The organism is Micromonospora sp. NPDC005979, assembly GCF_040614415.1.
Lineage (GTDB): Bacteria > Actinomycetota > Actinomycetes > Mycobacteriales > Micromonosporaceae > Micromonospora.
In genome coordinates this window covers 1-25,056 of record NZ_JBEXUR010000007.1, presented here as the reverse complement: position 1 = coordinate 25,056, position 25,056 = coordinate 1, and the positions used below count along the sequence as shown (strand labels likewise).

Genomic DNA, 25,056 nt, shown 5'->3' with positions numbered 1-25,056 from the left:
TAGGAGATGCGCCCATGACGACGTTCGGGTTCCACGCCTCCCACGAGCAGATCAACCCCCGCGCCCTGCTGGAAGCGGTGCTGCACGCCGAGCGGGCCGGCTTCGACGCCGCCATGTGCTCCGACCACTTCTCGCCGTGGAGCGAGCGGCAGGGCGAGTCGGGCTTCGCCTGGTCCTGGCTGGGTGCCGCCCTGCAGGCCACCGGCATGCCGTTCGGCGTCGTCAACGCTCCCGGCCAGCGCTACCACCCGGCGATCATCGCGCAGGCGATCGGCACCCTCGGCGCGATGTATCCGGGCCGGTTCTGGGCGGCCCTCGGCACCGGCGAGGCCAGCAACGAGCACATCACCGGTGACGCGTGGCCGCGCAAGGACGTCCGCTCCGCCCGGCTGCGTGAGTGCGTGGACGTGATCCGGGCGCTGCTGGCCGGTGAGGAGGTCAGCCACGACGGCCTCGTCCGGGTGGACCGGGCCCGGCTGTGGACCCGTCCCGAGGAGCCGCCCGCGCTGGTGGGGGCCGCCGTCAGCGTCGCCACCGCCCGCTGGTGCGCCGAGTGGGCCGACGGCCTGATCACCGTGAACGCGCCCGTTGAGCACCTGCGGGCGATGATCGACGCGTACCGGGACGCCGGTGGCCGTGGACCGCTGCACCTCCAGGTGCACGTCTCCTGGGCGCAGGAGCAGGCGCAGGCCGAGGCGATCGCGTACGACCAGTGGCGCAGCAACGTCTTCGCCCCTCCGGTCTGCTGGGACCTGGAGACCGTGGAGCACTTCGACGAGGTGTCCGCCGACGTACCCGCCCAGCGGGTCGCCCAGGTGGTGAACGTCTCGGCGGACCTGGGCCGGCACGTCGGCTGGTTGGAGGAGTACGTGGCGCTCGGCTTCGACCAGATCGCCCTGCACCACGTCGGGCAGGAGCAGCGCGGGTTCATCGACGCGTTCGGCGCCGAGGTGCTGCCGAAGTTGCGTCCGGCTGCCTGATCGGGCGTCGACCACCCGCCCCAAGGGCCTGCTTCATAAGAACTGGCCGGCCTGCGGCGGGCCCGGACGCCGCCCGGCGGCGTTGCGGTCAGGTCCGCATACAACACCGGTATCCGGACCTGACCGCGCCTTGCCGGATCGCCGCCCGGACTCCGCCTCGGCTCGGCCGCCCTCATGAAGCAGGCCCTAGGCTCGTACCCCATGGAAAGCCTGTTTCCGGTCGTCGTCTTCCTGGCGATCGCCACCCTGGGCGCGGCCTTGGCCCGCCGGCTCGGCCTGCTCGCGCCGATCCTGCTCGTCGTACTCGGATTGGCCCTGTCCTTCCTTCCGGGCTTCCCGCAGATCCACCTCGAACCGGAGTTGGTGCTGATCGGCATCCTGCCGCCGTTGCTGTACGTCGCGGCGCTGGAGACGTCGGTGCCGGCGTTCAAGAACAACATCCGGCCGATCCTGCTGCTCGCCGTGGGTCTGGTGCTGTTCACCGCGTTCGCGGTGGGCTTCGTGCTGCATCTGCTGCTGCCGCAGGTACCGTTCGCGATCTGCCTGGCCCTCGGCGCGGTGGTCGCGCCGCCGGACGCGGTGGCCGCCACGGCGGTCGCGCGCCGCGTCGGGCTGCCCCGCCGGGTGGTCACCATCCTGGAGGGGGAGAGCCTCGTCAACGACGCGACCGCGCTGGTGCTGCTGCGGGTCGCGACCATGGCCACGATCGGTACGACCGTCGGCACGGCGGACGTGGCCGTCGAGGTGCTGCGCGCGACCGGCGGCGGCATCCTGATCGGCGCGCTCGGGGCGGTCGTCTTCGGCTTCCTGCACCGGCGGATCAGCGACCCGCTGCTGGACAACGCGCTGTCGCTGATCATCCCGTTCGCGGTGGTGTTCACGGCCGAGCACGTGCACGCCTCCGGTGTGGTCGCGGTGGTCGTCACCGGGCTGGCCCTCGGCCACAAGCTGCCGCAACTGCTGTCGGCGGCGTCCCGGTTGCAGACCGGGGCGTTCTGGCGGCTGGTGCGGTTCCTCCTCGAAGGGCTGGTCTTCCTCCTGGTCGGGCTGCAACTGCGGGACGTGCTGCGAGACCTCGACGAGCCGGCCGGCTCCCTCGTCCTGATCACCGTGGCGGTGTTGGCCACCGTCTTCCTGACCCGCTTCGTCTGGCTGTTCCCGGCTACCTACCTGGCCCGACTGGTTCCCCGGATCCGCCGCCGCGACGAGGCCCCCTCCCCGAAGATCCCGATCATCATCGGCTGGGCGGGGATGCGGGGCGTGGTGACGCTCGCCGCCGCCCTGGCCCTGCCGTTGACGCTGGCCGAGGACGAGCCGTACCCGCGGGCCCTGTTCATCTGGCTGGCCTTCGCGGTGATCGTGGTCACGTTGGTCGGCCAGGGCGCCACCCTCCCGATGGTCGCCCGCCGGCTGAAGCTGCCCCAGGACGACCCGGTGCAGGACGCCCTGTCCGCCGCCGGAGTGCAGCAGCAGGCCAGCAGGGCAGCGCGGGACCGCCTGGAGGAGTTGGCCGACAGCGCGCCCGCTGCCGTGGTGGACCGGCTGCGTCGGGTGCAGGAGGACCGCACGAACATGGCCTGGGAACGGCTCGGCGGCGACGAGCGGGAGACCCCCTCGCAGGCGTACGGTCGGCTGCGACAAGAAATGATCGACGCCGAGCGGGACGTGTTCCGGGCTGCCCGGGACTCCGGTCGGATTCCTGAGGAGGTATTGGTGCAGGCCTACCGTGACCTGGACCTGGAAGAGTCGCTGCTGCGGCAGGAGGTGGACCAGTGAGCTGTCAGCACCTGGCCGAGGCGGGCACCGCCGAGCCGCTCACCCCGGACGAGTGCGCGGACTGTGTCGCCATCGGCAACACCTACTGGGTGCACCTGCGTACCTGCCTGAGCTGCGGGCAGGTCGGCTGCTGCGACTCGTCGCCGAACCAGCACGCGAGCAAGCACTTCGCGTCCACCGGTCACCCGGTGATCCGCTCGGCGCAGCCGGGCGAGGCGTGGCGCTGGTGCTTCGTCGACGAGGAGATCGGCTGACGCTCAGTCGAGCCGGCGCACGAGCAACTGCCCCGGCCACGGCTCACGCCCCGACCGGACCACGGTGAACGGTTCGGTCGGGGTGAAGCCGCAACCCTCGTAGAACCGGACGAGTGCCCGGTCGTCGCCGCCGTAGCAGTCCACCCGTAACAATCCCAGCCCGCGTGCCCGGGCCACCTCGGCGGCGTGCTCCAGCAGCCGCGCGCCGATCCCCAGCCCGGCGTACGCCCGGTCGGTGACCAGCAGCCGGACGTACAGCTCCGGCTCGGTGGCCGGGGGCACGTGCTCGGTGGCGGCGCCCACCACCAGCGCGCCGACCGGACGGTCGCCCCGCATCGCCAGGTGCAGGCCGCCACTCGCGGCCCACTCCTCGGCCCGGGCGATCTGGCCCGCATCGGTGGAGGGCTGCCGCGTGCCCCACTGCCCGGTCCGGCCGCGCTCCATCAGCCAGGCGGTGGCCACGTCGAGCAGCCGCAGCACGGCCAGGGCGTCGTCAGGGCCGCCGGGGCGGATGGTGATGGTCGAAGGATCGGTCATGTCGAGGATTCTGCTAGCTCCGGCGATTGCTCAGCGCCCACCGGGTCAGCGCCGGGGTGGTCAGAGCCGTCACGGCGAACAGCCCGGCGACGGCCAGCCAGCCGGCCGCCCCGCCGTCGATGATGACCAGGGTCAGCAGGGCCGGGGCGACGGCCCGGGCCAGGCCGGCGAGCATCCCGTCCACCCCCTGGTACGCGCCGAGGGCTCCCGATGGGGCGAGATCGTAGGTCAGCCCGGCTCCCGCGGCGGCGTGCCACAGGTCTCCGGCGGTGTAGACGGCCGTGGCGACCAGGAGGAGTGCGACCGCCACCGTGGTCGGCAGGGCGACCGTGGTGGCGTACAGCAGCATCGCGGCCGCCAGCACCAGGCCGGCGCGGCGCATCGTCGCCGCCGCGGGGACGGCGGTGTCCGCGCCCCGGCTCAGCCGCACCGCCAGCACGACGGTCAGCAGCGTGTTGGTCAGCAGCACCGCCGACACGACGGGCGGCGGCGCTCCGGCCACGGTCACCGCCCACAGTGGCACCACGAGCGTGAGAACGGTCTGGTGCGTGGCAAGGATCGCCGATGCGCCGCTCACCACGAGGAACCGGCCGTCGCGCAGCGCTCCTGCGCGGCCCAGGACAGCACCGGTCGCGACACGTGGCATCGGCGGGTAGGCCGGCAGTCGCAGCAACAGCGCCGCCGACACCAGATAGGTGACCGCGTTGCCGACCACCAACAGCTGGTACGCCCGGTGCGTGTCGGCGGCCAACGCGAACCCGGCCAGCCCGGCCCCGGCGGCGATGCCCAGGTTCGCCACGGCGCGCAGCGTGGCGAAGGCGTGTACCCGCCGCTGCGGACCAGCTACGGCCGCGACCAATGCGGCGCGGACCGCGAGGTTGCCCGAGGCCAACAGCAGTTCGAGCACCGCGACGACCAGGAAGACCGTGAACGAGTCGACCAGCAGGTACGTCGCCCCTACCACCGCCTGGAGGACCTGAAGGGCGGCTCGCAGCGTACGCGGGTCGCGCCGATCGGCCAGCGCGCCGAGCGGCACGCTGGCGGTCAGCCCGACCAGTCCGGCGACGCTGAGCCCGGCACCCACCTGGACGGCGGACAGCCCCACGTCCCGGGTGAGATAGAGAGCCGCTCCGGTCAGCCACAGGCCCGCACCGACCGAGTTCGCCAGGGTGGCGAGGGCGAGAGTGCGCAGTCGCCCCGCCGGCGGCAACGGCGAGATGCTCCGCATCAATGCGAGATGAACGCGGCGGAGGCGCGAGCGACGCCCCGGTCGCTGTCGCTGGCTGAGCTGCTGCTGCTGCTGCCGCTGCTGCTGCCGCTGCTGCTGCCGCTGCTGCTGCTGCCGCTGCTGCTGCCGCTGCTGCTGCCGCTGCTGCTGCCGCTGCTGCTGCCGCTGCTGCTGCCGCTGCTGCCGCTGCTGCCGCTGCCGCTGGTGCTGGCTGAGTCGTTGGCGTTGGCGTTGGCCAGCTTGTTGGTCGCCGGGTCGCTCGTGGTGACCCGCTTGCTGTCACTGGGCGGATCGCTGGTGGTGGCGTGGTTGTGTTCGGTAGCCCGCTCGAACGTGTCGCCGTCGACCGTCATGGTCGCGACGTTATGCAGGCTGGGCGTAGTCGGCGGTCCCGAACGACGCGAGGCCGGTCACACCACCGATCCAAGGGTCCGGGCTTGTCGCGACTGACGGACTGAGGCCCGTCACGTTCGTCGGTGGTACTGGTTGCGGCGGGGGACCTGTTCCGGGTCGAGCCAGGCCGGCGGGACGAATTCGGGGTAGCCGTCGGCGCCGAGTCGGACCGTCCACTCGCCGTGGTGGAGGTGGCGGTGGTGGTGGCCGCAGAGGAGCACCGAGTTGGTCAGGCTGGTGTGGCCGCCGTCGGCCCAGTGTCGGATGTGGTGGGCGTCGCACCAGCGGGGTGGTCGGTCGCAGCCGGGGAAGGCGCAGCCTCGGTCGCGCAGGACCAGGGCGCGGCGCAGGGGGCCGGTGACGAGTCGGCGTTGCCGGCCGATGTCGAGTGGCTGGCCAGCGCTGCCGAGCACGGCGGGCAGGATGGCGGCGTCGCAGGCGAGGCGGCGGACCGCCTCCGGGGTGAGCTGTGGCCCGGTGTCGAGGGCGCCGGCACCGAGCTGCCGGGCCAGCGGGTCGAAGCTGGTGGTCACCACGATCTGGGCGGGCTCGCCGCCGTGCTCGGGCAGTTCGCCGGTGCGGAGCGCGAGCCGGCACAGGTCGGCGAGCGCGTCGTGCCGGCGCTGCCCGGGGCAGCGATGGTCGTCCGGACCGGACGGCGCGGTCAGCGGGTCGAGGGCGGCGCGCAGCAGACCGGCCGCCTCGGCGTCCAGGTGACCGGAGAGCCGCAGCCGGCCGTCGCGTAGCTCGGAGAGGGTGAGATGACGGTCGCGATCGGCGTGGCGCGCCTCGGCCTCCAGCGCCGCCCTGGCGGCGGCTTCGGCAAGCTCGGGGGCGACATGGTCGAGGACCCGGGTGCCCAGCCTGCGCAGCAGGGTCGGGTCGAACTGCCCGGCCCACCCGATGAGGACGCCGACGGCCTTGTCGGCCGCCTCGGCGCCGGCGGCCGTGTGCACCGTCTGGGCGGTCTCGCCGATGACCCGCGCCTGCTCGACGGTGATGTCGCCGTCGACCAACGCGGCGCGCACCCGGGGCGCTCCGGCATCGAGCGCCCCGGCGAGATCGACCAGCCGGCGAGCGGCGGAACCGTCGAGCCGCAGCCGGCCCCGCAACCACACCGCGGTCGACGACGCGCCATGCGCCCGCGCGGTGCCCCGGCCGTCGACCTCACGCACCAACGCCAGTTGCAGGGCTGCCAGGCGTTGCGCGAGCCGGTGCGCGGCGTCGAGGGCCGCGACGAGATCGTGCTCGGGGAGGGCCCACACCGCAGCGTCGAGGCAGTCGGCAACCGCCGCCTCCGCCCGCGCCAACCCTTCCACCATGGACCGAGATTAGAACAGGTGTACGACAATTCGGGGCTGGGTCGTGCGTCGAATCCGCCTATGATCATCACTGGTCGCGGCGGGACGGGAGAAACGGGTTGATCAAGGCGGTCTTCTTCGATGTCGGCGGGGTGATTCTCGACGAGTCCCGCGAGTTCGCGGCCTGGGCGGACTGGCTCGGCGTCCCACGGCACACGTTGTCGGCGGTCTTCGGCGCGGTCGTCGCGAGGGGCCTGGACTACCGGGAGACGTTCCGGACCTTTCGGCCCGACTTCGACCTGGAGGTCGAGCTTGCCCGTCGCGCCGCCGCCGGGCAGCCGGAGACGTTCGGCGCGGAGGATCTCTACCCGGACGCGCGTGGGTGCCTCGCCGCGCTGCGCGACCAGGGTCTGCTGGTGGGCCTGGCCGGTAACCAGCCGGCCCACGCCGAGGCGACCCTGCGCTCTCTCGACCTCGACGTGGACGTGATCGGCACATCGCACTCCTGGGGCGTGGCGAAGCCGGCACCGGCCTTCTTCGACCGGGTGCTGGCCGAAGGCGGCGGTGACCCGTCGTCGATCCTGTACGTCGGCGACCGGCCCGACAACGACGCCCGTCCGGCCCAGGAGGCCGGTATGAAGACGTGCCTGATCCGGCGGTCGCCGTGGGGGCACATCCTCGACCAGCCGGCCGTGGCCGACCGGTGCCTGTTCCGCATCGACTCGCTGCACGAGCTGCCGGCCCTGATCGCCGCACACAACAGCCGAGCCGACTAGCCGCCGACTAGCCGCGCACGACGGCCGAGCCGACCAGCCGCGCACGACAGCCGAGCCGACTAGCCGCCAACTAGCCGCGCACGACGGCCGAGCCGACCAGCCGCGCACGAGAGCCGAGCCGACCCACTCCCACCGGAGCGCGGTCGTAGGGTTTCGCGGTGACCGTTCAGAAGATGCCGCCCGCGGAGATTCCTGTCTCTGTCGAACTGGTGCGCGGTCTGCTCGACCAGCAGCACCCCGATCTGGCGGACCTGCCGATCGAGATCCTCGCCAACGGCTGGGACAACCTCGTGTGCCGTCTCGGTGCGAAGTTGCTGGTCCGGTTGCCGCGCCGCGCCATGGCCGCCGAGCTCATCGCGCACGAGCAGCGTTGGCTGCCGGAGCTGGCCGGTCGCCTGCCGTTGCCGGTGCCAGCGCCGGTGCGTGTCGGGCGGCCGACGACCCGGTACCCCTGGTCATGGAGTGTCGTGCCGTTCTTCCCGGGCCGGATCGTGGCGCTGTCGCAGCCAGACGACCCCTGGTCGGCGGCGGTGACGCTCGGCGCCTTCCTGGACGCGCTGCACACCCCGGCTCCGCCGGAGGCTCCCGTCAACCCGATGCGTGGGATTCCCCTGCTCGGCCGCGCCCCGGGGGCCCTGAACGGGCTCGCGCATGTCGATCCGGCCGATCGTGCCGACGCGCTGCGGATCTGGGAGAGGGCCGTCGCCGCACCCGGCTGGGACGGTCCGCCGCTGTGGCTGCACGGGGACCTGCATCCCGCCAACATCCTCGTCGCCCGGGGCCGGCTCAGCGCCGTGATCGACTTCGGCGACATCACCTCGGGCGATCCCGCGACCGATCTGTCCGTGGCCTGGATGCTGTTCACGGCCGAGTTGCGTGCTGCTCTTCGGCGGGCGTACGGCCGTGCGGACGACGCGACCTGGGAGAGGGCGCGCGGCTGGGCGCTGGCCCTGTCCCTGGTGTTCCTGACGCACTCGGCGGACAACCCGCTCATGCGCGGCATCGGCGAGCGTGCCTTCCGCCGGGTGCTGGATTCGTGATGGCGGACGGGTGGTCCTGGTGGCCGCCCCCGGGGGAAGGGCGGCCACCAGGGGGCGTGCTCAGGACAGCGAGCAGGCGTTCCCGTTGACGGTGACCAGCCCCGGGTTGGGGTTGGCGCCGCCGTTGGTCGTCGCGTTGAAGCCGAACGTCACCGTGCCGCCGGGGACGATCTTGGCGTTGTGCGACTCGTTCTTCGCGGTGACCGTCGCGCCGGCCTGGGTGACCTTCGCCAGCCAGGCCTCCCGGACGCGCTGGTCACCGGTGAACGCGAACCGCACGCTCCAGCCGTTGACGGCAGTGGACCCGGTGTTGCGGATGGTCAACTGGGCGGTGAACCCGGTGCCGCCCTGCCAGGTGCCGTAGTTGGCGTAGTTCACCGAGCAGGTGACGGCCGGTACGGCGCCCGCCTCGCCCTGGTCGGCCAGGAAGGAGGAGATCCAGGCCAGCGCCGAGTTCCAGTTGATCGCCACCTCGTTGGTGGAGTACGAGTTGATGTCGTCGACGTAGCAGAACATCGGCTTGCAGCCGGCGAGCAACTGCGCCACGAACGGGTCCTGCAACGCCGCGTTCGCGCCACCGGCGAGGGAGCCGGCGGGCGGACGGGGCAGGTTGGCGTCGAGCTGGTGGCCGAAGATCCGGCTGTGCTGGTTCTGCGCGGCGTGCTCGCCCCAGCCGGTGACGTACGAGATGTTCAGGGCGTTGCGGCCCAGGATGTAGTCCATCGCCTGCACGGCGCCGTCGCGGTAACGGGCGTCGCGGGTCAGGTCGAACGCGGTGGCCAGGACGACCGCGTTGTTGATGATGCTGCTGTTCCCGCCCCAGAAGTAGCTGTCGGCGTCCCCGGGCATCGGCAGCCCGTACGCCTGCCGGCGCAGCTCGGCGAGGTACGCGTCGGCGGCGGCGGTGACCGAGGCGCGAACCCGGGTCAGGTCGGCGGCGGGCAGCCCGTTCGGCACGGTGGCCAGGTCGAGGCGACCCAGCGCGGCGACGCTCTGCCAACCGAAGCCGCGCGGCTCGAACACGTTGCCGGTGTGGTGCGGCGACGCGGTCAGGTCGGTCAGGTAGGTCTGCGCCCCGGTGGTGAGGTACAGCTCGACCGCCGCCCAGTAGAACTCGTCGGTGACGTTCGAGTCGTCGTACGCGCCGCCGCCGGTGCCGTCGGTCGGGCTGGCGTACACCGCGGGGTGTGCCTTCGCGGCGGCGTAGGCCGTCTTCGCGGCGGTGCCGCAACGGGACGCGAACGCCGCGTCGTACGGGGCGAAGAGTCGCGCGCACTGGGCGGCGGTCGCGGCCATGTTGAGGGTGGCCGCGGTCGACGGCGGGTGCAGCTCGCGCGGCTGCGGGTCGTCCTGCGGGGCGAGCGGCAGGCCGGTCCAGTTCTTGTCGTGGATCTTGTGGTGGACCATGCCGGCGAGCGGCTTGCCGGCCGGCACCTGCATGCGCAGCAGGAACTCCAGCTCCCAGCGGGCCTCGTCGAGGATGTCCGGGATGCCGTTGCCGCGCTCGGGCACCCGCAGGGTGTTGTCGGCCAGTCCGGCGCCGCCGCTGGCGGTGGCCGCCGTCTTGGTCCGCTCGAAGGTGTTGAGGAGCTGGTAGGTGGCGATGCCGCCGTTGACGACGTACTTGCCGTGGTCGCCGGCGTCGTACCAGCCGCCGCGCACGTCGAGGGAGTAGTCGCAGACGCCCGGCTGGCAGGGCACGCTGGTGTCGCCCTGGTTGGGGGCGACGCCGAGGTGACCGGCCGGGCGGGCGTACTCGTCGCCGATCAGGTCACCGTCGATGGCGATGCCGCTGCGCTGGGCGTAGAAGAACTGCATCGAGTCGGAGCGCAGTTGGTTGTAGAGGGTGCCGGAGATGTCGAACGGGTGGCTGGTTTCGCCGTCGACGGTGAGCGTCAGGCCCGCGCCCGGGGTGCGGTAGCTGGAGAAGTCGACGGTCTGCACGTTCTGCCCGGAGGCGGCGTCCACGCCACGCGTGGTGGTGGTGCCGCTGGCCAGGACGGCCCCGGCGGCCGAGTGGAGCTGCCAGGGAAGTGGCGTGGTCGCCTCGGTGACCACCGTGGCGTTCTTCGGCCCGCCGGGCAGGTAGCCGACCTGGTTGACGCGGACGCGGGGCCCGGTGTCCGGCTCGTACGGCGCGGGGGGCTCGCCGCCGCGCAGCGACACATCGTCGAGGCAGATGGTCTGCGCCTGCGCGCTGCCACCGACCTGGAAGATGAGCTGGGCGTTCTGGTTGTCGTCCGGGACGGTGAAGGTCGACTCGACGCGCTGGACGGTGCCGGTGGCGGCGGCGTCCACGGCCGCGTACGTGGTGTACGGGGCGCTGCCGAGCTGGAGCACGGCCTTGACGGCGGTGCCGGGCGTGGCGGTGATGTCGAAGCCGAGGGTGTACTCGGCGCCGGCGATCAGCGGCACTCCGTCCTGGCCGATGCCGGCGTCCCACGGATTGGCGAGTCCACCGGGGACGGCGGCGCAGAGCTGGCCGTCGGTGACCCCGAGTGAGTCGGTGCCGTAGGAGAACCACGGGCTCACACCCGCGCTGAAGTCCCCGTTGTCGATCTGCTCGGGGGCGTCCGGTGGAGGGGCGGCGTGGGCCGCGCTGGCGCCCGTGGCGGTGAGGGCCAGGGCGGTCGCCGCGGCCAGGAGGAGGCGACGTTTGGATGGCGTCACGGGGTAGTCCTTCCGGGACGGGAGGTGAGGCAGGTGGCGGTGGCGACCTGGGAGCGCTCCCAGGTCGAAGCTCGATGTTTCCAGTGGCGATACGTCCTGTCAATTGATCCGACTGGATGGGTTCTGCGGTCCGACGAGGGCACGGAGCGCGTCACACCACGGAACGCGAGACGTGAGATTGGCCGCGCCACGCGCCGTCGTCCTGATCTCCTAGAGACAACTGCGCCCTTCGCCTGGCAGGCTGCCTCCCATGACCCTGAAGCTGCGTTCCGTGGGAACGAGCGACCGTGGGCTGATCCGCAGCGGAAACCAGGACGCCCTGCACGCCGGCACCTGGCTCGTCGCCGTCGCCGACGGCATGGGCGGAATGGCCGCCGGTGACCTCGCCAGCTCGCTCACCATCGACGCGGTCGCCCCGCTGGACGCGGAGACACCCGAGGACGCCCTGGTGGCCGCCCTCCAGGACGGCATCGCGCTGGCTACCGCCCGCATCCGGCAGGCGGTCGCCGACGACCCCGAGCGCCAGGGCATGGGCACCACGTTGACCGCCCTGCTCTTCGCCCGTACCGGTAGCTGCCTGGCCCTCGCCCACGTCGGTGACTCGCGGGCCTACCTGTTCCGCGAGGGTGTGCTCAAGCAGATCACCCGCGACGACACCTTCGTGCAGATGCTCGTCGACCAGGGCGTGATCACCCCGGACCAGGCCAGCAGCCATCCGCGCCGGGCCGTCGTCACCCAGGCGTTGCAGGGCGAGGACGTCTCTCCGTCGTACGCGACGATGGTGCCCCGGTCCGGCGACCGGTGGCTGCTGTGCAGCGACGGCCTCTCCAACGTCGTCCGCCCGGACACCCTGGCCGAGGTGCTCGCCGCCTACCCCGACCGGTCCGCCTGCGCCGGCAAGCTGATCGACCTGGCGCTGCACGCGGGCGCTCCGGACAACGTCACCGTCGTGGTGGCCGACGTCGTCGAGGAGTAACCCCTGCTCAGCGCCGTCGCGGCGCGGCGCGGCGGGTGGGCGTGGCGGTGTCCGGGTCCTCGGGCCACGGATGACGCGGATAGCGACCGCGCAGCTCGGCGCGGACCTGCGGATAGCCGGTACGCCAGAACGACGCGAGGTCCGCGGTGACCGCCACCGGCCGGCCGGCGGGGGAGAGCAGGTGCAGCAGCACCGGCACCCGGCCACCGGCGATGCGCGGGGCTTCCGGCCAGCCGAACGTCTCCTGGAGCTTGACCGCGAGCACCGGCGCGGCCGGGTCGGCGTAGTCGACGCGGATGCGTGAGCCGCTGGGCACCTCGATGCGCTCGGGCGCGAACTCGTCCAGGCGCGCGGCCTGCGCCCACGGCAGCAGTCGACGCAGGGCCGAGGTCACGTCGATCCGGTTCAGGTCGGCACGCCGCCGGCCGGCGGCCAGCTCCGGCCCCAGCCACGTCGGGGCGGCGGCGAGCAGCGCCTCGTCGTCGACGTCCGGCCACCCGTCGTCGAGGTGCAGCCGGCAGAACGCCATCCGCTCGCGCAGCCCTCGCGCCGCCGGCGTCCACGGCAGCAGCCCCAACCCCTCCTGACGCAGGCCGGTGAGCAGCGCCGCCGCCACCTCCGCCCGGTCCGGACGGTCCAGCCGCCGCGTCACCAGCTCGATCGCGCCCAGTCGGGTCACCTCCCGGGCCACCACGTCCCCGTCGGACCAGCCGACCTCCCGGCGCGTGGACAGCAGCGGGCCCGCCGCCTCCCGGGCGGTCGCCTCGTCCAGCGGCGTGGCGCGGCGGATCCGCGCCGAGGGCGCGCCGGGGCGGCGGTCCGCGACCGCCACCGCGAGCCAGTCGGCGCCGGCCAGGCCCGAACCGGCCGCCAGCTCCGCGGCGGTCCCGCCCGTCATGAGGTACGACGAGCCGCCCGGCCGCCGCACCCGAGCCAACCGCTCGGGGTACGCCAGACCGACGACCAGCCCGGCGGCGAGATCGTCGGTCAACCGGTGGGGAGTCGTGGGTAAGTCGGTGGGCAGGGCGGCGCGTAGGCGGCGTACCTCGGCACGCCAGCGGGCGGTGGCCCCCGCGTCGACGCCGGCGCGCAACCGACGCCAACCGGCCACCAGGTCGTCGCCCGGGCCGGCCGCGCTCTCCTCGGCGAGAAGGGCGACCACCTCGGCCGCCCGGTCGCCGCCGACCCGGCCGGCGGCGTCGAGCAGCGCCCGGGCCAGCCGGGGGTGCGCACCGGCGGAGGCGATCGCCCTTCCCCGCCCGGTGATCCGCCCCGTCGCGTCGACCGCGCCCAGCGTTTCGAGGGTGTCCCGGGCGACGGTCATCGCCGCGGCCGGTGGCGCGTCGGGCAGCGCGAGTCCGACGCCGTCCGGGCTGCCCCAGGCGGCCAGCTCCAACGCGAACCCGGTCAGGTCGGCGGTCGCGATCTCCGGCTCCGGCCGGGCGGGCAGCCGCTCGTGGGTGACCTCGGACCAGCAGCGGTAGACGCATCCGGGCGCCTCGCGGCCGGCCCGTCCGGCCCGCTGGGTGGCGGCGGCCCGGGAGACCGGCACGGTGACCAACGCTCCCAGTCCACGGGCCAGGTCGATGCGGGGCACGCGGGACAGCCCGGCGTCCACCACCGTCCGTACGCCCGGCACGGTGAGGCTGGTCTCGGCGAGCGCGGTGGACAGCACCACGCGACGCCGGTCGTCGGTCCGGGGGCGCAGCGCCGCGTCCTGCTCGGCCCCGCGCTGACGGCCGTGCAACGGCAGCAGCGCGACGGTGTCCCGCAGGTCGGCGAGCCGCCCGGTCACCGCCGCGATCTCACCGGCCCCGGGCAGGAAGACCAGCACGTCGCCGTCCTGCTCGCGCAGCGCCCGGCGGACGGTGGCGGCCACGTGGTCGAGCAGCGCGCGGTCGACCGGGCCGGCGCCGGGCGGCGCGACGGGCCGGGGCGGCGGCGTCCAGATCCGCCGCACCGGGTGCAGCGCCGACTCGGCCCGGACCACCGGGGCCGGGGTGGCCCCACCAAGCAGCGCGGCGAACCGGTCGGTGTCCGGCGTGGCGGACATGGCGAGGAGCCACAAATCGGGCCGCAGCGTGGCCCGGGCCTCCACCGTGAAGGCAAGTGCCAGGTCGGCGTCGAGCTGCCGCTCGTGGCACTCGTCGAGCAGCACCGCGCCCGTGCCGGGCAGCTCCGGATCGTGGTGCAGCCGGCGGACCAGCAGGCCGGTGGTGACCACCTCGATCCGGGTGGCCGGGGAGACCCGCCGCTCGCCGCGTACGGCGTAACCGACCCGGTCGCCGACGCGCTCGCCCAGCAGGTCGGCCATCCGCCGGGCCGCGGCGCGTGCCGCCACCCGACGGGGCTGGGCGATCACCACCCGGCCGTCGACCCGGTCGGCCACCGCCAGCGGCGCGAGGGTGGTCTTGCCGGTGCCCGGCGGCGCGACCAGAACCGCCGCGCCGGCCGCGTCGAGCGCGGTGAGCACCGCCGGCAGGGTGGGACGGACCGGCAGGTCCACTGTCACGTCGGAGAGCACGACCCAGTCTCGCACCGGCCCCCGGCGGGCTCAGCGTGCCGGCCTGGTCTCGGGCTGCTTCGCCGGCCTGGCTCGGGGCCGCATGGCCGGCCTGGTTCGGGGCCGCATGGCCGGCACGGCCTCGGGCCGCTTCGCCGGCCTGGCTCCGGGCCGCTTGGCCGGCCTGGCTCGGGGCCGCATGGCCGGCACGGCCTCGGGCCGCTTCGGCGGGTGGCTCCGACGCGAACGGCCGGGCCGCCGCCCCGAAGGGAAGCGACCCGGCCGGTGTTCACACGATCGAGGACCGGGGCGACGCTGACCCGCCCCCGATCGTGAAGTCCCTAGTAGGTGCCGTCGAGCTGGCCCCGCAGCTTGGTCAGCGCCCGAGCGAGCAGCCGGGAGACGTGCATCTGCGACACGCCGATCTGGTCGGCGATCTGCGACTGGGTCAGGTTGCCGTAGAACCGCAGGGTCAGGATCTTCTGCTCCCGCTCGTCGAGCGTGGCGAGCGCCGGGCCGAGGGCGACCCGCAGCTCGGCCAGCTCGAACTCGTTGTCCTCGCCGCCGAGCATGTCGCCCAGCTCGGTGGCCCGGTCACCGTCGCCGGTCGGGGTGGACAGCGACACCGCGTTGTACGCGCGGGCGCCTTCCAGACCCTCCAGGACCTCTTCCTCGGTGAGCTTGAGGTGGGCGGCGATGTCGGCGACCGTCGGCGAACGGCCGAGGGTCTGCAGCAGCGAGCTGTTGGCGTCGGAGATGGCGAGCCGCAGCTCCTGGAGACGACGGGGAACCCGGATGTCCCAGGTGCGGTCGCGGAAGTGGCGCTTGAGCTCGCCGATGATGGTGGGGATCGCGTAACCGGCGAAGTCGACGCCGCGCGACGGGTCGAACTTGTCGATGGCCTTGATCAGGCCGACGGCGGCGGTCTGCGCCAGGTCGTCGGTGGGCTCGCCCCGCCCGCTGTAGCGGTGGGCCAGGTGGTTGGCCAGCGGCAGCCAGGCCTCGATCGCGCGGTCCCGCAGAGCGGCACGCGACGGGTGGTTGGCGGGCAGCGCGGCCATCGCGTTGAGGAGATCGGCGGCGCTGTCGGTGAGCGCGCGCGGGTCCAGCTTGGTGGTGCTCTTCTGCTCGACTGCCGTGGTGCTCGCCTGCTCGGTGATCGTTGACGCGGTCATGGTGGTCCTCCCTGCACCTCGTCCGCGGACAAAAAGGAAGTGGCGCTTTGGTTTAGCTTCAGTTGGGCCGTTCGGGAGTCACCTTAACCTGATCGGCTCCCGGAAATCTAGCCGAAAGGTTGATGTACTTAAGGTGTGTCGAGCCACAAAACGCCCATAAGCGGCGACGACCGCGCAGGTTGTGAGGCCCCTTACCCATTTTCGGGGCGATCCTGCGGTGTCCGGTCAACCGGTGGGTCTGACCGGTCGGTCCGGGAGGCTCCACCGACCGGTCAACATGAAATCCGACAACCGGGCAGGTCTGTCGCCTATCCGTCGTTGTCCCGTCGGCGGGACCGGCCGTAGCGTCGCAGAGTAGACACCCGGTTCGGAGGCACCATGCTCGATCCAACCGCTCCCCAGCTCGTCGTGAACAGTCACACGCTCTACTTCAGCTGGTTGCCAGCGGATCCCGACGCGGTCGCCGCCCTGGTCCCCACCGGGCTGCACCCCCGTGCCGACCGACAGGTGTTCCTCAACCAGTACGTCGTCGAGGACGAGACGCAGACCTCCGGCTTCGGCGCGTACTCGCTGACGTACCTCGGCGTCTCGCTGGCTGGCGTGGACGCCCCCGGCGGGCTCAGCCCCGGCGGCTGGTGGACCCACTACGTGGCCTCCAGCCGGATCGTCCGCGAGTACGCCACCGCGCGCGGCGCTCCCGTGCAGGCCGGTCTGACCACGATCAAGCTCAACGGCGAGGCGCTGCAATCCGAGACCGAGGCGGACGGGGTGCCGCTGATCCGCGCACGGTGTCGGGTCGGACAGACCGGGCACGTGATCAGCAGCGGGCACCACCGCTACTTCACCCAGCGCGACGGTCAACTGCTCAGCTCGGTCTACCCGTACGTGGCCGAGCCGGTCACGCCGTTCGAGATCGAGTCGGTGGAGTTCCTGCAACCCCGACACCCGATGTACGCGCTGCGCCCCGCCAACCCGCTGATTATCGGGTTCGGCTACTTCTCACCGCGCTCGTCGTTCGCCTACCCCGGAGGGCTCAGCGTGCACCCGGGCGGGGCCGGTCTACCAGAGCCGACCCGGCCGGCTCACCAGGTGCCGGCCAGTCTCGCGCGCAGCGGCCTGCCGTCGGGGTCGTAGACCAGCCGGTACACCGGCAGCGCCCAGGCCCGCGTGAACCAGGGCAGCCGCTCGGGGCGGTGCGGGCGCAGCCGGCCGGGCGGACGCTCGCCGACCTGGCCGCCGTCGTACCACCGTTGCAGTTCGTCGGCCGCGGCCGTGATGGCCGCGACGGCGTCGGCCGGGTCGAGCAGATCGGCGTCGTCGGCGCCGTCCGGGTCGCGGTCCAGGTGCTCGCGCCAGAGCCGCAGCCGCAGGTCCCGGGCGTAGGCGCGGGCCCCGTCGCCGAGGCCCGCCGGGTCGGTGGGCGTCCGCTCGTCGCGCGTGTCGTCGAGTACGGCGCAGGACAGCTCGCTGTCGTGGGTCCAGGAGCGGCGGTTGAAGTTGTCGCTGCCGACGCTGGCCCACACGTCGTCGACCACGCAGACCTTCGCGTGGACGTACACCGGGGTGCCGGCGTGGTTCTCCACGTCGAACACGTGCACCCGGTCGGGCGCGGCGCGCTCGCACAGCGACAGCGCCTGCTCGCGGCCGACCATGTTGGGCGGCAGGGCGAGCCGGCCGTCCACGTCCGGGTGCCGGGGCACCACGGCGACCAGGTGCAGGTCCGGGTTCTCCCGCAGCGCCTGGGCGAACAGGTTCGCCACCTCGGTCGACCAGAGGTACTGGTCCTCCAGGTAGATGAGGCGGCGGGCCCGTTGTACCGCCTTGGTGTAGCCCCGGGCAACGGTCCGCTCGCCGTCCGGTGCGAACGAGTAGCGCGGCCGTACGGCGGGGTAGGTGCGCAGCACCTGGATCTGGTGCGGCCCGCACTCGGGCGGGTCGGCGGGCTGGTCGGGCAGCGGGTCCGGACGCAGGTCCGCGCCGCGCAGCCGGTCCCGCGCGTACGCCATCGGGTTCTCCGAGTCCAGCGGCATCGGGTCGGTCCAGCGTTCCCGGAAGAGGGTGTCCAGCGCGCCGACCACCGGCCCGCGCACCGCGAGCTGCACGTCGTGCCAGGGCGGGTTCGGGCCGTACCGGGACGACATCTGCACCGGCTGGGGGTCGCCCCCGTGCGCGGCGTCGTCGCGGCGGCTGTGGCACAGGTCGATGCCACCGGCGAAGGCGATGTCCCGCTCCGGGGCGTTGACGTGCCGCAACACCACCAGCTTCTGGTGGTGCGAACCGCCCCGGCGGACCCGCTGGTCGAGCAGCACCTCGCCGCCGGCCGCCGAGACCGTCTCGCTGAGGTTGCGGTTCTCCGCCTCGCTGTAGGCCAGCACGTCCAGGTGTGAGCGCCAGATCAGGCCCTTGACCACCACGCCGCGCTGGGCGGCCTGGGCGAAGAGCTGCACCACGGTGGGGCCGTCCGGGCGCAGCCGCTGGTCCGGGTCACCCCGCCAGTCCGTGAAGAAGAGGTGGTCGCCGGCGGTCAACGCCTCCACCTCGTCCACCAGCCGGTCGAAGTACGCCGCGCCGTGAATCAACGGCTCGGCGAGGTTTCCCCTGGTCCAAACGGGTAACCCAGAGACCGGGTTGGCGCGTTCCTGCGCAGTGAGGAACCAGTCCTGTAACGGCACGTCCAGCCCCCCGGAGGTCGACAACGTCCTCACGGTAGGACCCCCGACGCGGGTCCGCATGCCAGGCCGCCCGACCGGTGACCTGGATGACGCCACGCGAGCAGCGACAACAGCCAAGGAGGCCACACCATGCCCCGCGAAACGACGAACCCCGTGAACGAGTACCGCGAGCCGGCGGTGGAGAGCGAACGGGGGGCGCTGGTAGCGGTGTTGGTGATGGTGATCCTGGGCGTCGCGGGAATCTTCGCGGTGTCCTGAGGCGCGCGGCCTCGGCGCTGCGGCCTTTCGTCCTTGATCCACTCGACATCGCCGATGTCGGGGCTTCCTCCGCCACGGGATGCCCCCACATCGCCGACCTCGAGTGGATCATCCACGCGATCGGCTCGTCTCCGTCGGCACCTAGCCTTGGGCGAGTTCGGTCAGGATGTCGGCGGCGTCCTGGTTGCCGCGCTCGGCGAGACGCCGCAGCTCGTCGACGTCCTCGCGTTCCTGGGCGAGTTCGACGAGCAGGTCTTCGGCGTCGCGACTGCCGGCGTCGGCGAAGCGACGTAGCTCGGCCATATCGCCGCGTTCGGCCAGCAGCTCGACCAGTTGGCCGACTGCGTCCTGGTCACCGGCTGCTGCCTGCTCCCGTAGGGTGGCAAAGTTGTCGCGCTCCATACCCTCATCCTGCCTCGCCCGTGGCTGAAAGGCGGCGGCGAGTGGGGTTACCGCTGGTCCGGGCGCGGTCAGGATCGCCGCGCCCGTGACAGTCGGAGGATCGCCGCCGTGGACGAGAGCGGGCGAGCCAGGCAACCCGGTCTCAGCAATCCCTGGTGGCACCTGCGCGGGGACGAACCCTTACTCCGAGCCCCGTGGTCTCGGCCCGTCGATCTTGCACTTTCAGTCGCCGAGATGAGCGGTTTCAGGGCTTATGGCCCCGCAGAAAGTGCAAGATCGACGGTGCGATAGCCGTGCCGTGCGCGGATGGCAGGACTGGATCCTCTTGGGTCGGATGGTCTTGACTCGGATGTTCCTGGGTCGTACGGTTTCAGGTGTGGTCATCTCACCTTCCTCGTACTGGACGGGCCGGCTGCCCGAGGCGACTCCGCCGGCGGACATGGCGCTGTACCGCCTGCCCACCGGCACCTATACGACGCGCGCGGTGTTCGCCGTGACCGGAGGGTCCATCCGGGACAAGCGGGATTTCGCGGCCACCGCCGTGCTCGTCTCCCACCCGAAGGGCGACCTGCTCATCGACGCCGGGTTCGGCGAGCACGTGGCGGAGCACATCAAGATGTTGGCGCGTGTGGAGCGTGCTCCCTACCGGCTCGGCCGGACCGCGGCGCAGCAACTCGATGCGGCCGGCTATGACCGGTCCCGGCTTCTGGGCGTGCTCGTCACGCACGTGCACTGGGATCACGTCAGCGGCCTGGACTCCCTGCGGGTGCCGGTGTGGATCAACGAGGCCGAGATCCGCTACGGCGCCGACGACTCGCACGGCAGGGTCTTCCGCGCGGTGTCGCAAGGCCTGGAGATCCGGGAGTACGCCTTCGACGGCCCGGAGTACCTCGGCTTTCCGGCGAGCTTCGACCTCTATGGAGACGGCTCGGTGATCGTGGCCCTCGCCGCGGGGCACACCTCGGGTTCCGTCGTCGTGTTCGTCACGCTGCCCGCCGGGAAGCGGTATGCGTTCATCGGCGATCTCACCTGGCAGATGGACGGCATCTCCCGTGGTGCGCAACGCCCGTGGCTGATGCGCCGCGTCGCCGATGTCGACGCCGAGACCGTCCGGGTCGGCCTGCGGCGCAGCATCGCCCTCAGCCGCGTGTTGCAGGTCGTTCCGGCCCACGATGTCGCCGCCTACGACAGCATCCCGCTCCCGCCGTCCCGGTTCCCGAGCGGCACACTGTGACCATGCCGGCCTCACCCGCCTCGAGCCGCCCCGGCCCGACGATCGACGACGAGGCACCGCAGCGCCCCACCCTGGGACCGGGGCCTGACTCCGAACTCACGTGGCTCCTGCACCGGGCGGCCCAGCGGATGCACGCACTCGTCGGCGCGGAAGCAGAACGCCACGGCCTGACGCTGCGCGACCACATCGTCCTCAGCGCCCTGCACAAGACCGCCGATCTCACCCAGGTCGAACTCGGGCAGGCCCTCGGCATGGACAAGACGACCCTCACTGCGGAGATCGACCGGCTCGAACGCATGGAACTCGTCTCACGGCGCGTCAACCCGCGAGATCGGCGGGCCCGCATCGTCGCCATCACCCCGAAGGGCGACGCGGTGCGGGCGGCTATCTCAGCCGGCACCGAGGCTCGGGAGGCCGACGCGGTCCGGCCCATCCCGGCGGCCGAGGTCGCGCAGCTGCGACGGGCCCTCTACGCCATCATCGGCTCGGCCGACGACCCGGGATCGTGCATCTGAACGCTTCCCACGACGTGGCCGCCATCGGGTGCTCTGTCCGGTAGGGCGCGTTCGTAGCAGACCGAGTTGTCGGAGCCCACGTACGCGCCGTACAGCGGGATCTCGCGGTAGCCCTCGCGCTCGTAGAAGCGCATCGCGTCCGGCTGGGCCGTCCCGGTCTCCAGCCGGATGGTCGTCCAACCGCGCTCCTGTGCGGCGTCCTCCAGCCCCCGGAGCAGGTCGGTCGCCAGCCCCGAGCCGCGGCGTGCCGGCACCACGTACATCCGCTTGATCTCGACGGTGACCGGGTCGAGGCGGCGCAGCGCGGCGCAGCCGATCGGTTGGCCGGTGGCGTCGTCGACCGCGACCAGGAACAGGTCGATGTCCTCGGCGGTCGGCGGCGGGCCGGGCTCGTGGTCGTCGGTACCGTAGCGCAGGTCGAGTTCGGCTCTTTGCGCCAGCCGGAGCGCCTCTCCCGCCGGGTCGGTCCAGGGCCGCTGCGTGATGATCCAGGTCATGCCGCTCCTCACCAATGCTCGGTAACAGGCGTTACGGTAACATCCGTTACGACGACAATGGAGGGTGAAAATCGTGTCGCTGCCTGCCGACCGAGCGGCCCAGGGCGAGGCACTGTCGCGCGCGGTGTGGGACGTGCTCGCGCAGCAGGGCCTGGAAAAGTTGACGGTGCGCGCGGTCGCCGCGGCGGCCGGCTGCACGACCGGCCTGGTCATGCACCGCTTCCCGAACCGTCGAGCGCTGCTGCTGCACGCCCGGCAACTGCTGCACGACATCACCCGGGAGCGGGTCGAGGCACTCGAAGCCGCGGCTACCTCGCCACGGGCGGCGTTGCGCGCGGTCCTCCGCGAGGGCATGGCGACCGATCCGGAGACGACCAACTGGAGCATCGTCTGGTTGGGCTTCCTGGCTGCGGCGGTAGCGGACGCCGAACTGATCGACATGCACCGCCGCAACAACCGGGCCTGGCGGCAGCGGGCCGAGCGGCTGGTCGCCGCAGCCGCCCCGGACTGGCCCGCCGACCGGGTCGGCACGGTCGCTCTGGGGTTGATCGCAATGACCGAGGGAGTCGCAGCTCTCGCCGCCGCGGATCCCGCTGCCTACCCGGCGGATCAGCAGGAGGGCATGCTCGACGCCGCCCTGGCGGCCTATGGCCTCGGCTGAGGTAGCCGCCCTGCGGAATCAGAGCGGTCCGGCTGGCTCCGGCGCCTTGATCGTCTCCAGGTCGCCGATGTCGGGGCATCCCGTCGCGCGGGAAGCCCCGACATCGCTGAACTGGAGTGGATCACCTGTGGCCCCTGGGTCGAGGTGGCACCTGGCCATCCACTGCACGGCCAGCCCGCCAGGGTCGTTGCCCGGTCGCAGGCGTCGGACGACATCCTCCGCAGCTTTGGAAGGGCTAACATGCGGCGGTGCGCGTGGAGAACCCCTTGCACGTCAATGGCCTGGTGCTGCCCGCCTTGATGACCGAACTCCTCAACACCGGCCGCTGGCGGCATCCAGGTGACGACGTTCTCCGCCATCTCATGCCCTGGTTCGAATCTCCGCTGGACTTCCTCACCAGCGTCGAGGGGATGCGCCGCGAGAGTAGATCGCTCGCCATGTTCGCCGACGACCCTCCGTCGTCGCACCTGTTCCGGGAGGCACGCGGCAGCACCGCCACCGCCAGCGTCGAGCTGCCCTGGCTCGACGCGGAGCAGGCAGTGTTGATTGCGGTCAACCGCATCCCCGGTGACGACGTCGCAATGGCCCTCGACTATCGCGCCGACGCCGCCGACCCCCAGGTCGTGGCCAGTGACTTCTGGACCGATCCGCAGCAGTGCTCATGGCGGATCGTCACCCCGACCTTCTCCCGACTCTTAGAGATCCTCCAGCTCGTCTGATAGGACCGTGAGGCTGCCGCCCGGAGCCACTGGCTTCAAGGCGCTAACGTGCGCAGGTGAGCTACGACCTGTTCGTGCAGCGGTTCGAGCAGGGCGATGCCGCCCCGATGGCGGCCGACGCGTTCCTGGCCGTCTTTGAGTCCCGCGTCGACCGCCGGGAACCGCAAGACCGCTACCGGCACATCAGCGCCGATGACGGCGGCACGGCAGACCTTTACGCCGACCTTGCCGACGACACGCTCGGGAGTCTCATGATCAGTCGATTCTCCTTCGGCGCGGTTCTCGACATGCTCGTCACGTTCATCGGGCTTGCCGATGCCGTGGTGCTTCCACCTGGCTGCCCCACCCTGCTCGCGCACGAGGGGCAGCGGCACCACCTCCCCGAGGAGCTTCGCGCCGGCGCGCTGGTCATTCGGTCGGGCGCGGACGTGGAGCGCATCCTGCGTAACTGCTAGCAACCTGGTCGAACGCCCGTCGGTTCGTGACGTGTCGCGGCGAGTCGACCTCCGGTCTCCGAAAGCTTCAACCGCCATCGCTGGCAATCTTGGACACTTTCCGTCAGCTCAGAACGGAAAGTGTCCAAGATCTACCCTCCTGGCTGCCTCCCGCGCCTCTGGACGACGTCGCCGGCACGGTCTTCGACCATCAGACGCGCCGACGCCTTCGCGCGCGGAGTGCTTGGAACAGATCGTCTACGTATCGCTGTGCGAGGTCGCAGGCTCCACGATCGGTCTGCGGAACGGTCCCCATCCCACGAACCGGTCGTACAGGGCTCGAGGGCTCGGCCCGTCGTGCGGGTTGAGGTGGTACAGGTCCCGCATCGCCTCGTAGAACAGCCCGGCCAGGTAGATCGACAGGCTCGGCGTCTTGCTCTCGTACTCGGCTTTGAGCATGAGGCGTGCGGTCGCGCAGGGCCACGGCTGGCCGTCGGCGCGGCAGGCCCAGTGCGGTCGTAGCGGCGTGTGCGGCGGGGCCTGGCCGTGCCGGCGCGGACGGTCCGCGACCGGCCCGCGCTCGGGGCCGGACACCTGCGCGGAGATCACCCTCGACCCCCGTTTTCCCGCTGCGTCCGGGTCAGGTGTCCCACCCTCGGGACGGTCTCGCTGCGCCAGAACGTGAAGCGCACGGTGCCTCCTTCGCGCTGTCGTGGGATGGGCCGCCCCTGTGAGTGCTCGCCCGTCAGGGGCGGCCCCGGCACGAACGCGTCCGCCGGGTTCGGGTCCCTACCGGCCGCGCCGTCTGGATTCCACTCTGGTGCGTGACCGCCTAGTGTCGGAAGGTGTTCGACCGCGTTGGAGAGACCGCGACGGTCAGCGAATGCCCTGGTGGGGAGACATGAGGGCATGCCGGCCGAAGGTGGGGAAGGGCTGGGGACATGAGCATGACGGCCGCCGAAATCCTGCTCGACGAGCTACGGCAGGCTCGGGCCGTACGCGGACTCAGTCAGGACGACTTCGGGAAGCTCATCAGCTATTCGGGTACGCACGTCAGCGCCGTTGAGACTGGCTCGCGCCCGCCCACGGGCGATTACGCCACGGCCATCGACAAGGCGCTGAAGACCGGAGGTCTGTTCGCTCGGCTGCTCGATCGGCTCTCCGACCTTGACGCCGCGCCACTCTGGCTGCGTGAGTGGATCACGTTCGAGCAACAGGCCCGCACGTTGCGATGGTGTGAGGTCGCGTGGGTGCCGGGTCTATTGCAGACCGAGGCGTATGCCCGCAGCGTTTTCGCTAGTGATGGCAGGGTAAGTGCCGAGGAAATCGAGACGCGGGTAGCTGGAAGGCTTGCGCGGCAACAGTTTCTTACCAGCGACGACCCGCCTCATCTCGTGGCGGTCCTGGACGACGCCGTCCTGCGGCGTCCGGTCGGCGGTGCGGCCGTGATGCGTGAGCAACTGTTCCACTTGGCGCAGCTCAACCAGGACCGGCGGCGGGTGCGAATCCATGTCGTTCCACGTGGAGTCGGCGCGTACGCTGGGCTCGACGGGCCGTTTGTCCTCGCTACCCTGGCGGATCTGGCTGACGTGGGCTACCTCGACAACCGCCTCCGGGGTCAGGTGGTCGAGCGGACCACCGAATTAGCCGCCTTGCGTGAGCAGTGGGAAGCCATCCTTGCCGAGGCGCTGACCCTGCAACAGTCCACCGAGCTGATAACGGAAGTGGCGAAGTCATGGACCTGACCGGCGCACGCTGGCGCAAGAGCACCCGCAGCGGTAGTAATCAAGGGGCCTGCGTCGAGGTTGCCGACAACCTTCCCGGCGTCGTTGGCGTTCGGGACTCGAAGGACCAGGCCGGCCCCGCGCTGGTCTTCGCGCCGGAGGCCTGGCGGGCGTTCGTTGACATGGCGAAGGCCCACGAGAAGGCCTGACCCGTACTACGCAAGAGGCCCCCGGATCCTTGGGTTCTAGGGATCGTTGCAACGCCTGACCTGATCAGGGGTTGCAGTGTTCGAGATCCGTGGGGATCGCCGGCCGCAGGGGCCGAAGAAGC

Annotated in this window: 26 protein-coding genes; 16 read left to right on the top strand and 10 right to left on the bottom strand. The window is 71.9% G+C overall.

Annotation, left to right across the window (positions count from 1 at the left end; translation table 11 throughout):
* Window positions 1-14 precede the first annotated feature (14 nt).
* From ABZ272_RS13595 to ABZ272_RS13585, 3 genes are all read left to right on the top strand, one after another.
* Entirely contained in the window at window positions 15-980 is a 966-nt protein-coding gene (locus ABZ272_RS13595; RefSeq protein ID WP_355050247.1) for a TIGR03885 family FMN-dependent LLM class oxidoreductase, read from the top strand.
* Window positions 981-1,181: 201 nt separating this feature from the next.
* On the top strand, window positions 1,182-2,756 hold the full coding sequence (locus ABZ272_RS13590) for a Na+/H+ antiporter (RefSeq protein WP_355050246.1): 1,575 nt from the start codon (window positions 1,182-1,184) through the stop codon (window positions 2,754-2,756).
* Complete coding sequence (locus tag ABZ272_RS13585; RefSeq protein WP_355050245.1) at window positions 2,753-3,010, top strand: UBP-type zinc finger domain-containing protein; 258 nt, start codon at window positions 2,753-2,755, stop codon at window positions 3,008-3,010. The genes ABZ272_RS13590 and ABZ272_RS13585 overlap by 4 nt, the downstream gene beginning before the upstream one ends.
* 3 nt (window positions 3,011-3,013) lie before the next feature.
* Here the strand turns inward: ABZ272_RS13585 and ABZ272_RS13580 are convergent, their stop codons facing one another.
* The gene (locus ABZ272_RS13580) at window positions 3,014-3,547 is read right to left on the bottom strand and encodes a GNAT family N-acetyltransferase (protein ID WP_355050244.1); all 534 of its coding nucleotides are present in this window, start codon (window positions 3,545-3,547) and stop codon (window positions 3,014-3,016) included.
* A gap of 13 nt (window positions 3,548-3,560) precedes the next feature.
* Window positions 3,561-4,775, bottom strand: coding sequence for an MFS transporter (locus ABZ272_RS13575; protein ID WP_355050243.1), 1,215 nt, complete (start codon window positions 4,773-4,775; stop codon window positions 3,561-3,563).
* A 9-nt stretch (window positions 4,776-4,784) separates the two neighbouring features.
* Here ABZ272_RS13575 and ABZ272_RS13570 point away from each other — a divergent pair, with 9 nt between their 5' ends.
* Window positions 4,785-5,225 carry a hypothetical protein gene (locus ABZ272_RS13570; protein ID WP_355050242.1) on the top strand — a complete coding sequence of 147 codons (441 nt, stop codon included), beginning with the start codon at window positions 4,785-4,787 and terminating at the stop codon, window positions 5,223-5,225.
* A 14-nt stretch (window positions 5,226-5,239) separates the two neighbouring features.
* On the opposite strand, the gene ABZ272_RS13565 is transcribed toward ABZ272_RS13570, so the two are convergent.
* Entirely contained in the window at window positions 5,240-6,490 is a 1,251-nt protein-coding gene (locus tag ABZ272_RS13565) for a DUF222 domain-containing protein (protein WP_355050241.1), read from the bottom strand.
* Window positions 6,491-6,588: 98 nt separating this feature from the next.
* On the opposite strand from ABZ272_RS13565, the gene ABZ272_RS13560 reads away from it, so the two are divergent.
* Window positions 6,589-7,245 carry an HAD family hydrolase gene (locus ABZ272_RS13560; protein ID WP_355050240.1) on the top strand — a complete coding sequence of 219 codons (657 nt, stop codon included), beginning with the start codon at window positions 6,589-6,591 and terminating at the stop codon, window positions 7,243-7,245.
* Window positions 7,246-7,403: 158 nt separating this feature from the next.
* Window positions 7,404-8,285 (top strand): aminoglycoside phosphotransferase family protein, encoded by an 882-nt coding sequence (locus ABZ272_RS13555; RefSeq protein ID WP_355050239.1) that lies wholly within the window; start codon window positions 7,404-7,406, stop codon window positions 8,283-8,285.
* Window positions 8,286-8,345: 60 nt separating this feature from the next.
* On the opposite strand, the gene ABZ272_RS13550 is transcribed toward ABZ272_RS13555, so the two are convergent.
* On the bottom strand, window positions 8,346-10,955 hold the full coding sequence (locus tag ABZ272_RS13550; RefSeq protein ID WP_355050238.1) for a glycoside hydrolase family 9 protein: 2,610 nt from the start codon (window positions 10,953-10,955) through the stop codon (window positions 8,346-8,348).
* A 250-nt stretch (window positions 10,956-11,205) separates the two neighbouring features.
* On the opposite strand from ABZ272_RS13550, the gene ABZ272_RS13545 reads away from it, so the two are divergent.
* Window positions 11,206-11,931 carry a protein phosphatase 2C domain-containing protein gene (locus ABZ272_RS13545; protein WP_355050237.1) on the top strand — a complete coding sequence of 242 codons (726 nt, stop codon included), beginning with the start codon at window positions 11,206-11,208 and terminating at the stop codon, window positions 11,929-11,931.
* A gap of 7 nt (window positions 11,932-11,938) precedes the next feature.
* On the opposite strand, the gene hrpB is transcribed toward ABZ272_RS13545, so the two are convergent.
* Both hrpB and ABZ272_RS13535 read right to left on the bottom strand, forming a co-directional pair.
* Window positions 11,939-14,455, bottom strand: coding sequence for an ATP-dependent helicase HrpB (gene hrpB / locus ABZ272_RS13540; RefSeq protein WP_355050236.1), 2,517 nt, complete (start codon window positions 14,453-14,455; stop codon window positions 11,939-11,941).
* A 320-nt stretch (window positions 14,456-14,775) separates the two neighbouring features.
* On the bottom strand, window positions 14,776-15,609 hold the full coding sequence (locus tag ABZ272_RS13535; RefSeq protein WP_355050235.1) for a SigB/SigF/SigG family RNA polymerase sigma factor: 834 nt from the start codon (window positions 15,607-15,609) through the stop codon (window positions 14,776-14,778).
* A 378-nt stretch (window positions 15,610-15,987) separates the two neighbouring features.
* On the opposite strand from ABZ272_RS13535, the gene ABZ272_RS13530 reads away from it, so the two are divergent.
* The gene (locus ABZ272_RS13530; RefSeq protein ID WP_355050234.1) at window positions 15,988-16,743 is read left to right on the top strand and encodes a hypothetical protein; all 756 of its coding nucleotides are present in this window, start codon (window positions 15,988-15,990) and stop codon (window positions 16,741-16,743) included.
* Here ABZ272_RS13530 and ABZ272_RS13525 read toward each other — a convergent pair.
* A complete protein-coding gene (locus ABZ272_RS13525) occupies window positions 16,692-18,281 on the bottom strand; it encodes a phospholipase D-like domain-containing protein (protein WP_355050494.1) in 1,590 nt (529 codons plus the stop codon). The two genes, ABZ272_RS13530 and ABZ272_RS13525, sit on opposite strands and share 52 nt — an antisense overlap.
* Before the next feature lie 129 nt (window positions 18,282-18,410).
* Between ABZ272_RS13525 and ABZ272_RS13520 the strand changes: the two genes are divergently transcribed.
* Window positions 18,411-18,539, top strand: coding sequence for a hypothetical protein (locus ABZ272_RS13520; RefSeq protein WP_355050233.1), 129 nt, complete (start codon window positions 18,411-18,413; stop codon window positions 18,537-18,539).
* Between the two features lie 141 nt (window positions 18,540-18,680).
* On the opposite strand, the gene ABZ272_RS13515 is transcribed toward ABZ272_RS13520, so the two are convergent.
* A complete protein-coding gene (locus ABZ272_RS13515) occupies window positions 18,681-18,941 on the bottom strand; it encodes a hypothetical protein (RefSeq protein WP_355050232.1) in 261 nt (86 codons plus the stop codon).
* Between the two features lie 439 nt (window positions 18,942-19,380).
* On the opposite strand from ABZ272_RS13515, the gene ABZ272_RS13510 reads away from it, so the two are divergent.
* Window positions 19,381-20,175 carry an MBL fold metallo-hydrolase gene (locus ABZ272_RS13510; RefSeq protein WP_355050231.1) on the top strand — a complete coding sequence of 265 codons (795 nt, stop codon included), beginning with the start codon at window positions 19,381-19,383 and terminating at the stop codon, window positions 20,173-20,175.
* A gap of 2 nt (window positions 20,176-20,177) precedes the next feature.
* On the top strand, window positions 20,178-20,690 hold the full coding sequence (locus tag ABZ272_RS13505; protein ID WP_355050230.1) for a MarR family winged helix-turn-helix transcriptional regulator: 513 nt from the start codon (window positions 20,178-20,180) through the stop codon (window positions 20,688-20,690).
* Here ABZ272_RS13505 and ABZ272_RS13500 read toward each other — a convergent pair.
* On the bottom strand, window positions 20,645-21,187 hold the full coding sequence (locus tag ABZ272_RS13500; RefSeq protein WP_355050229.1) for a GNAT family N-acetyltransferase: 543 nt from the start codon (window positions 21,185-21,187) through the stop codon (window positions 20,645-20,647). The genes ABZ272_RS13505 and ABZ272_RS13500 overlap by 46 nt on opposite strands.
* 73 nt (window positions 21,188-21,260) lie before the next feature.
* Between ABZ272_RS13500 and ABZ272_RS13495 the strand changes: the two genes are divergently transcribed.
* The 3 genes from ABZ272_RS13495 (at window position 21,261) to ABZ272_RS13485 (ending at window position 23,022) form a co-directional block, all read left to right on the top strand.
* Window positions 21,261-21,848, top strand: coding sequence for a TetR/AcrR family transcriptional regulator (locus ABZ272_RS13495; RefSeq protein ID WP_355050228.1), 588 nt, complete (start codon window positions 21,261-21,263; stop codon window positions 21,846-21,848).
* Between the two features lie 248 nt (window positions 21,849-22,096).
* Window positions 22,097-22,567 (top strand): hypothetical protein, encoded by a 471-nt coding sequence (locus ABZ272_RS13490; RefSeq protein ID WP_355050227.1) that lies wholly within the window; start codon window positions 22,097-22,099, stop codon window positions 22,565-22,567.
* Between the two features lie 56 nt (window positions 22,568-22,623).
* On the top strand, window positions 22,624-23,022 hold the full coding sequence (locus tag ABZ272_RS13485; protein WP_355050226.1) for a hypothetical protein: 399 nt from the start codon (window positions 22,624-22,626) through the stop codon (window positions 23,020-23,022).
* Between the two features lie 237 nt (window positions 23,023-23,259).
* Here ABZ272_RS13485 and ABZ272_RS13480 read toward each other — a convergent pair whose 3' ends face one another.
* Complete coding sequence (locus tag ABZ272_RS13480) at window positions 23,260-23,607, bottom strand: hypothetical protein (RefSeq protein WP_355050493.1); 348 nt, start codon at window positions 23,605-23,607, stop codon at window positions 23,260-23,262.
* 335 nt (window positions 23,608-23,942) lie between these two features.
* On the opposite strand from ABZ272_RS13480, the gene ABZ272_RS13475 reads away from it, so the two are divergent.
* Both ABZ272_RS13475 and ABZ272_RS13470 read left to right on the top strand, forming a co-directional pair.
* Window positions 23,943-24,746: a helix-turn-helix transcriptional regulator gene (locus ABZ272_RS13475; protein ID WP_355050225.1), complete on the top strand. Its 804-nt coding sequence runs from the start codon at window positions 23,943-23,945 to the stop codon at window positions 24,744-24,746.
* Window positions 24,737-24,934 carry a DUF397 domain-containing protein gene (locus tag ABZ272_RS13470; RefSeq protein WP_355050224.1) on the top strand — a complete coding sequence of 66 codons (198 nt, stop codon included), beginning with the start codon at window positions 24,737-24,739 and terminating at the stop codon, window positions 24,932-24,934. The genes ABZ272_RS13475 and ABZ272_RS13470 overlap by 10 nt, the downstream gene beginning before the upstream one ends.
* Window positions 24,935-25,056 lie beyond the last annotated feature (122 nt).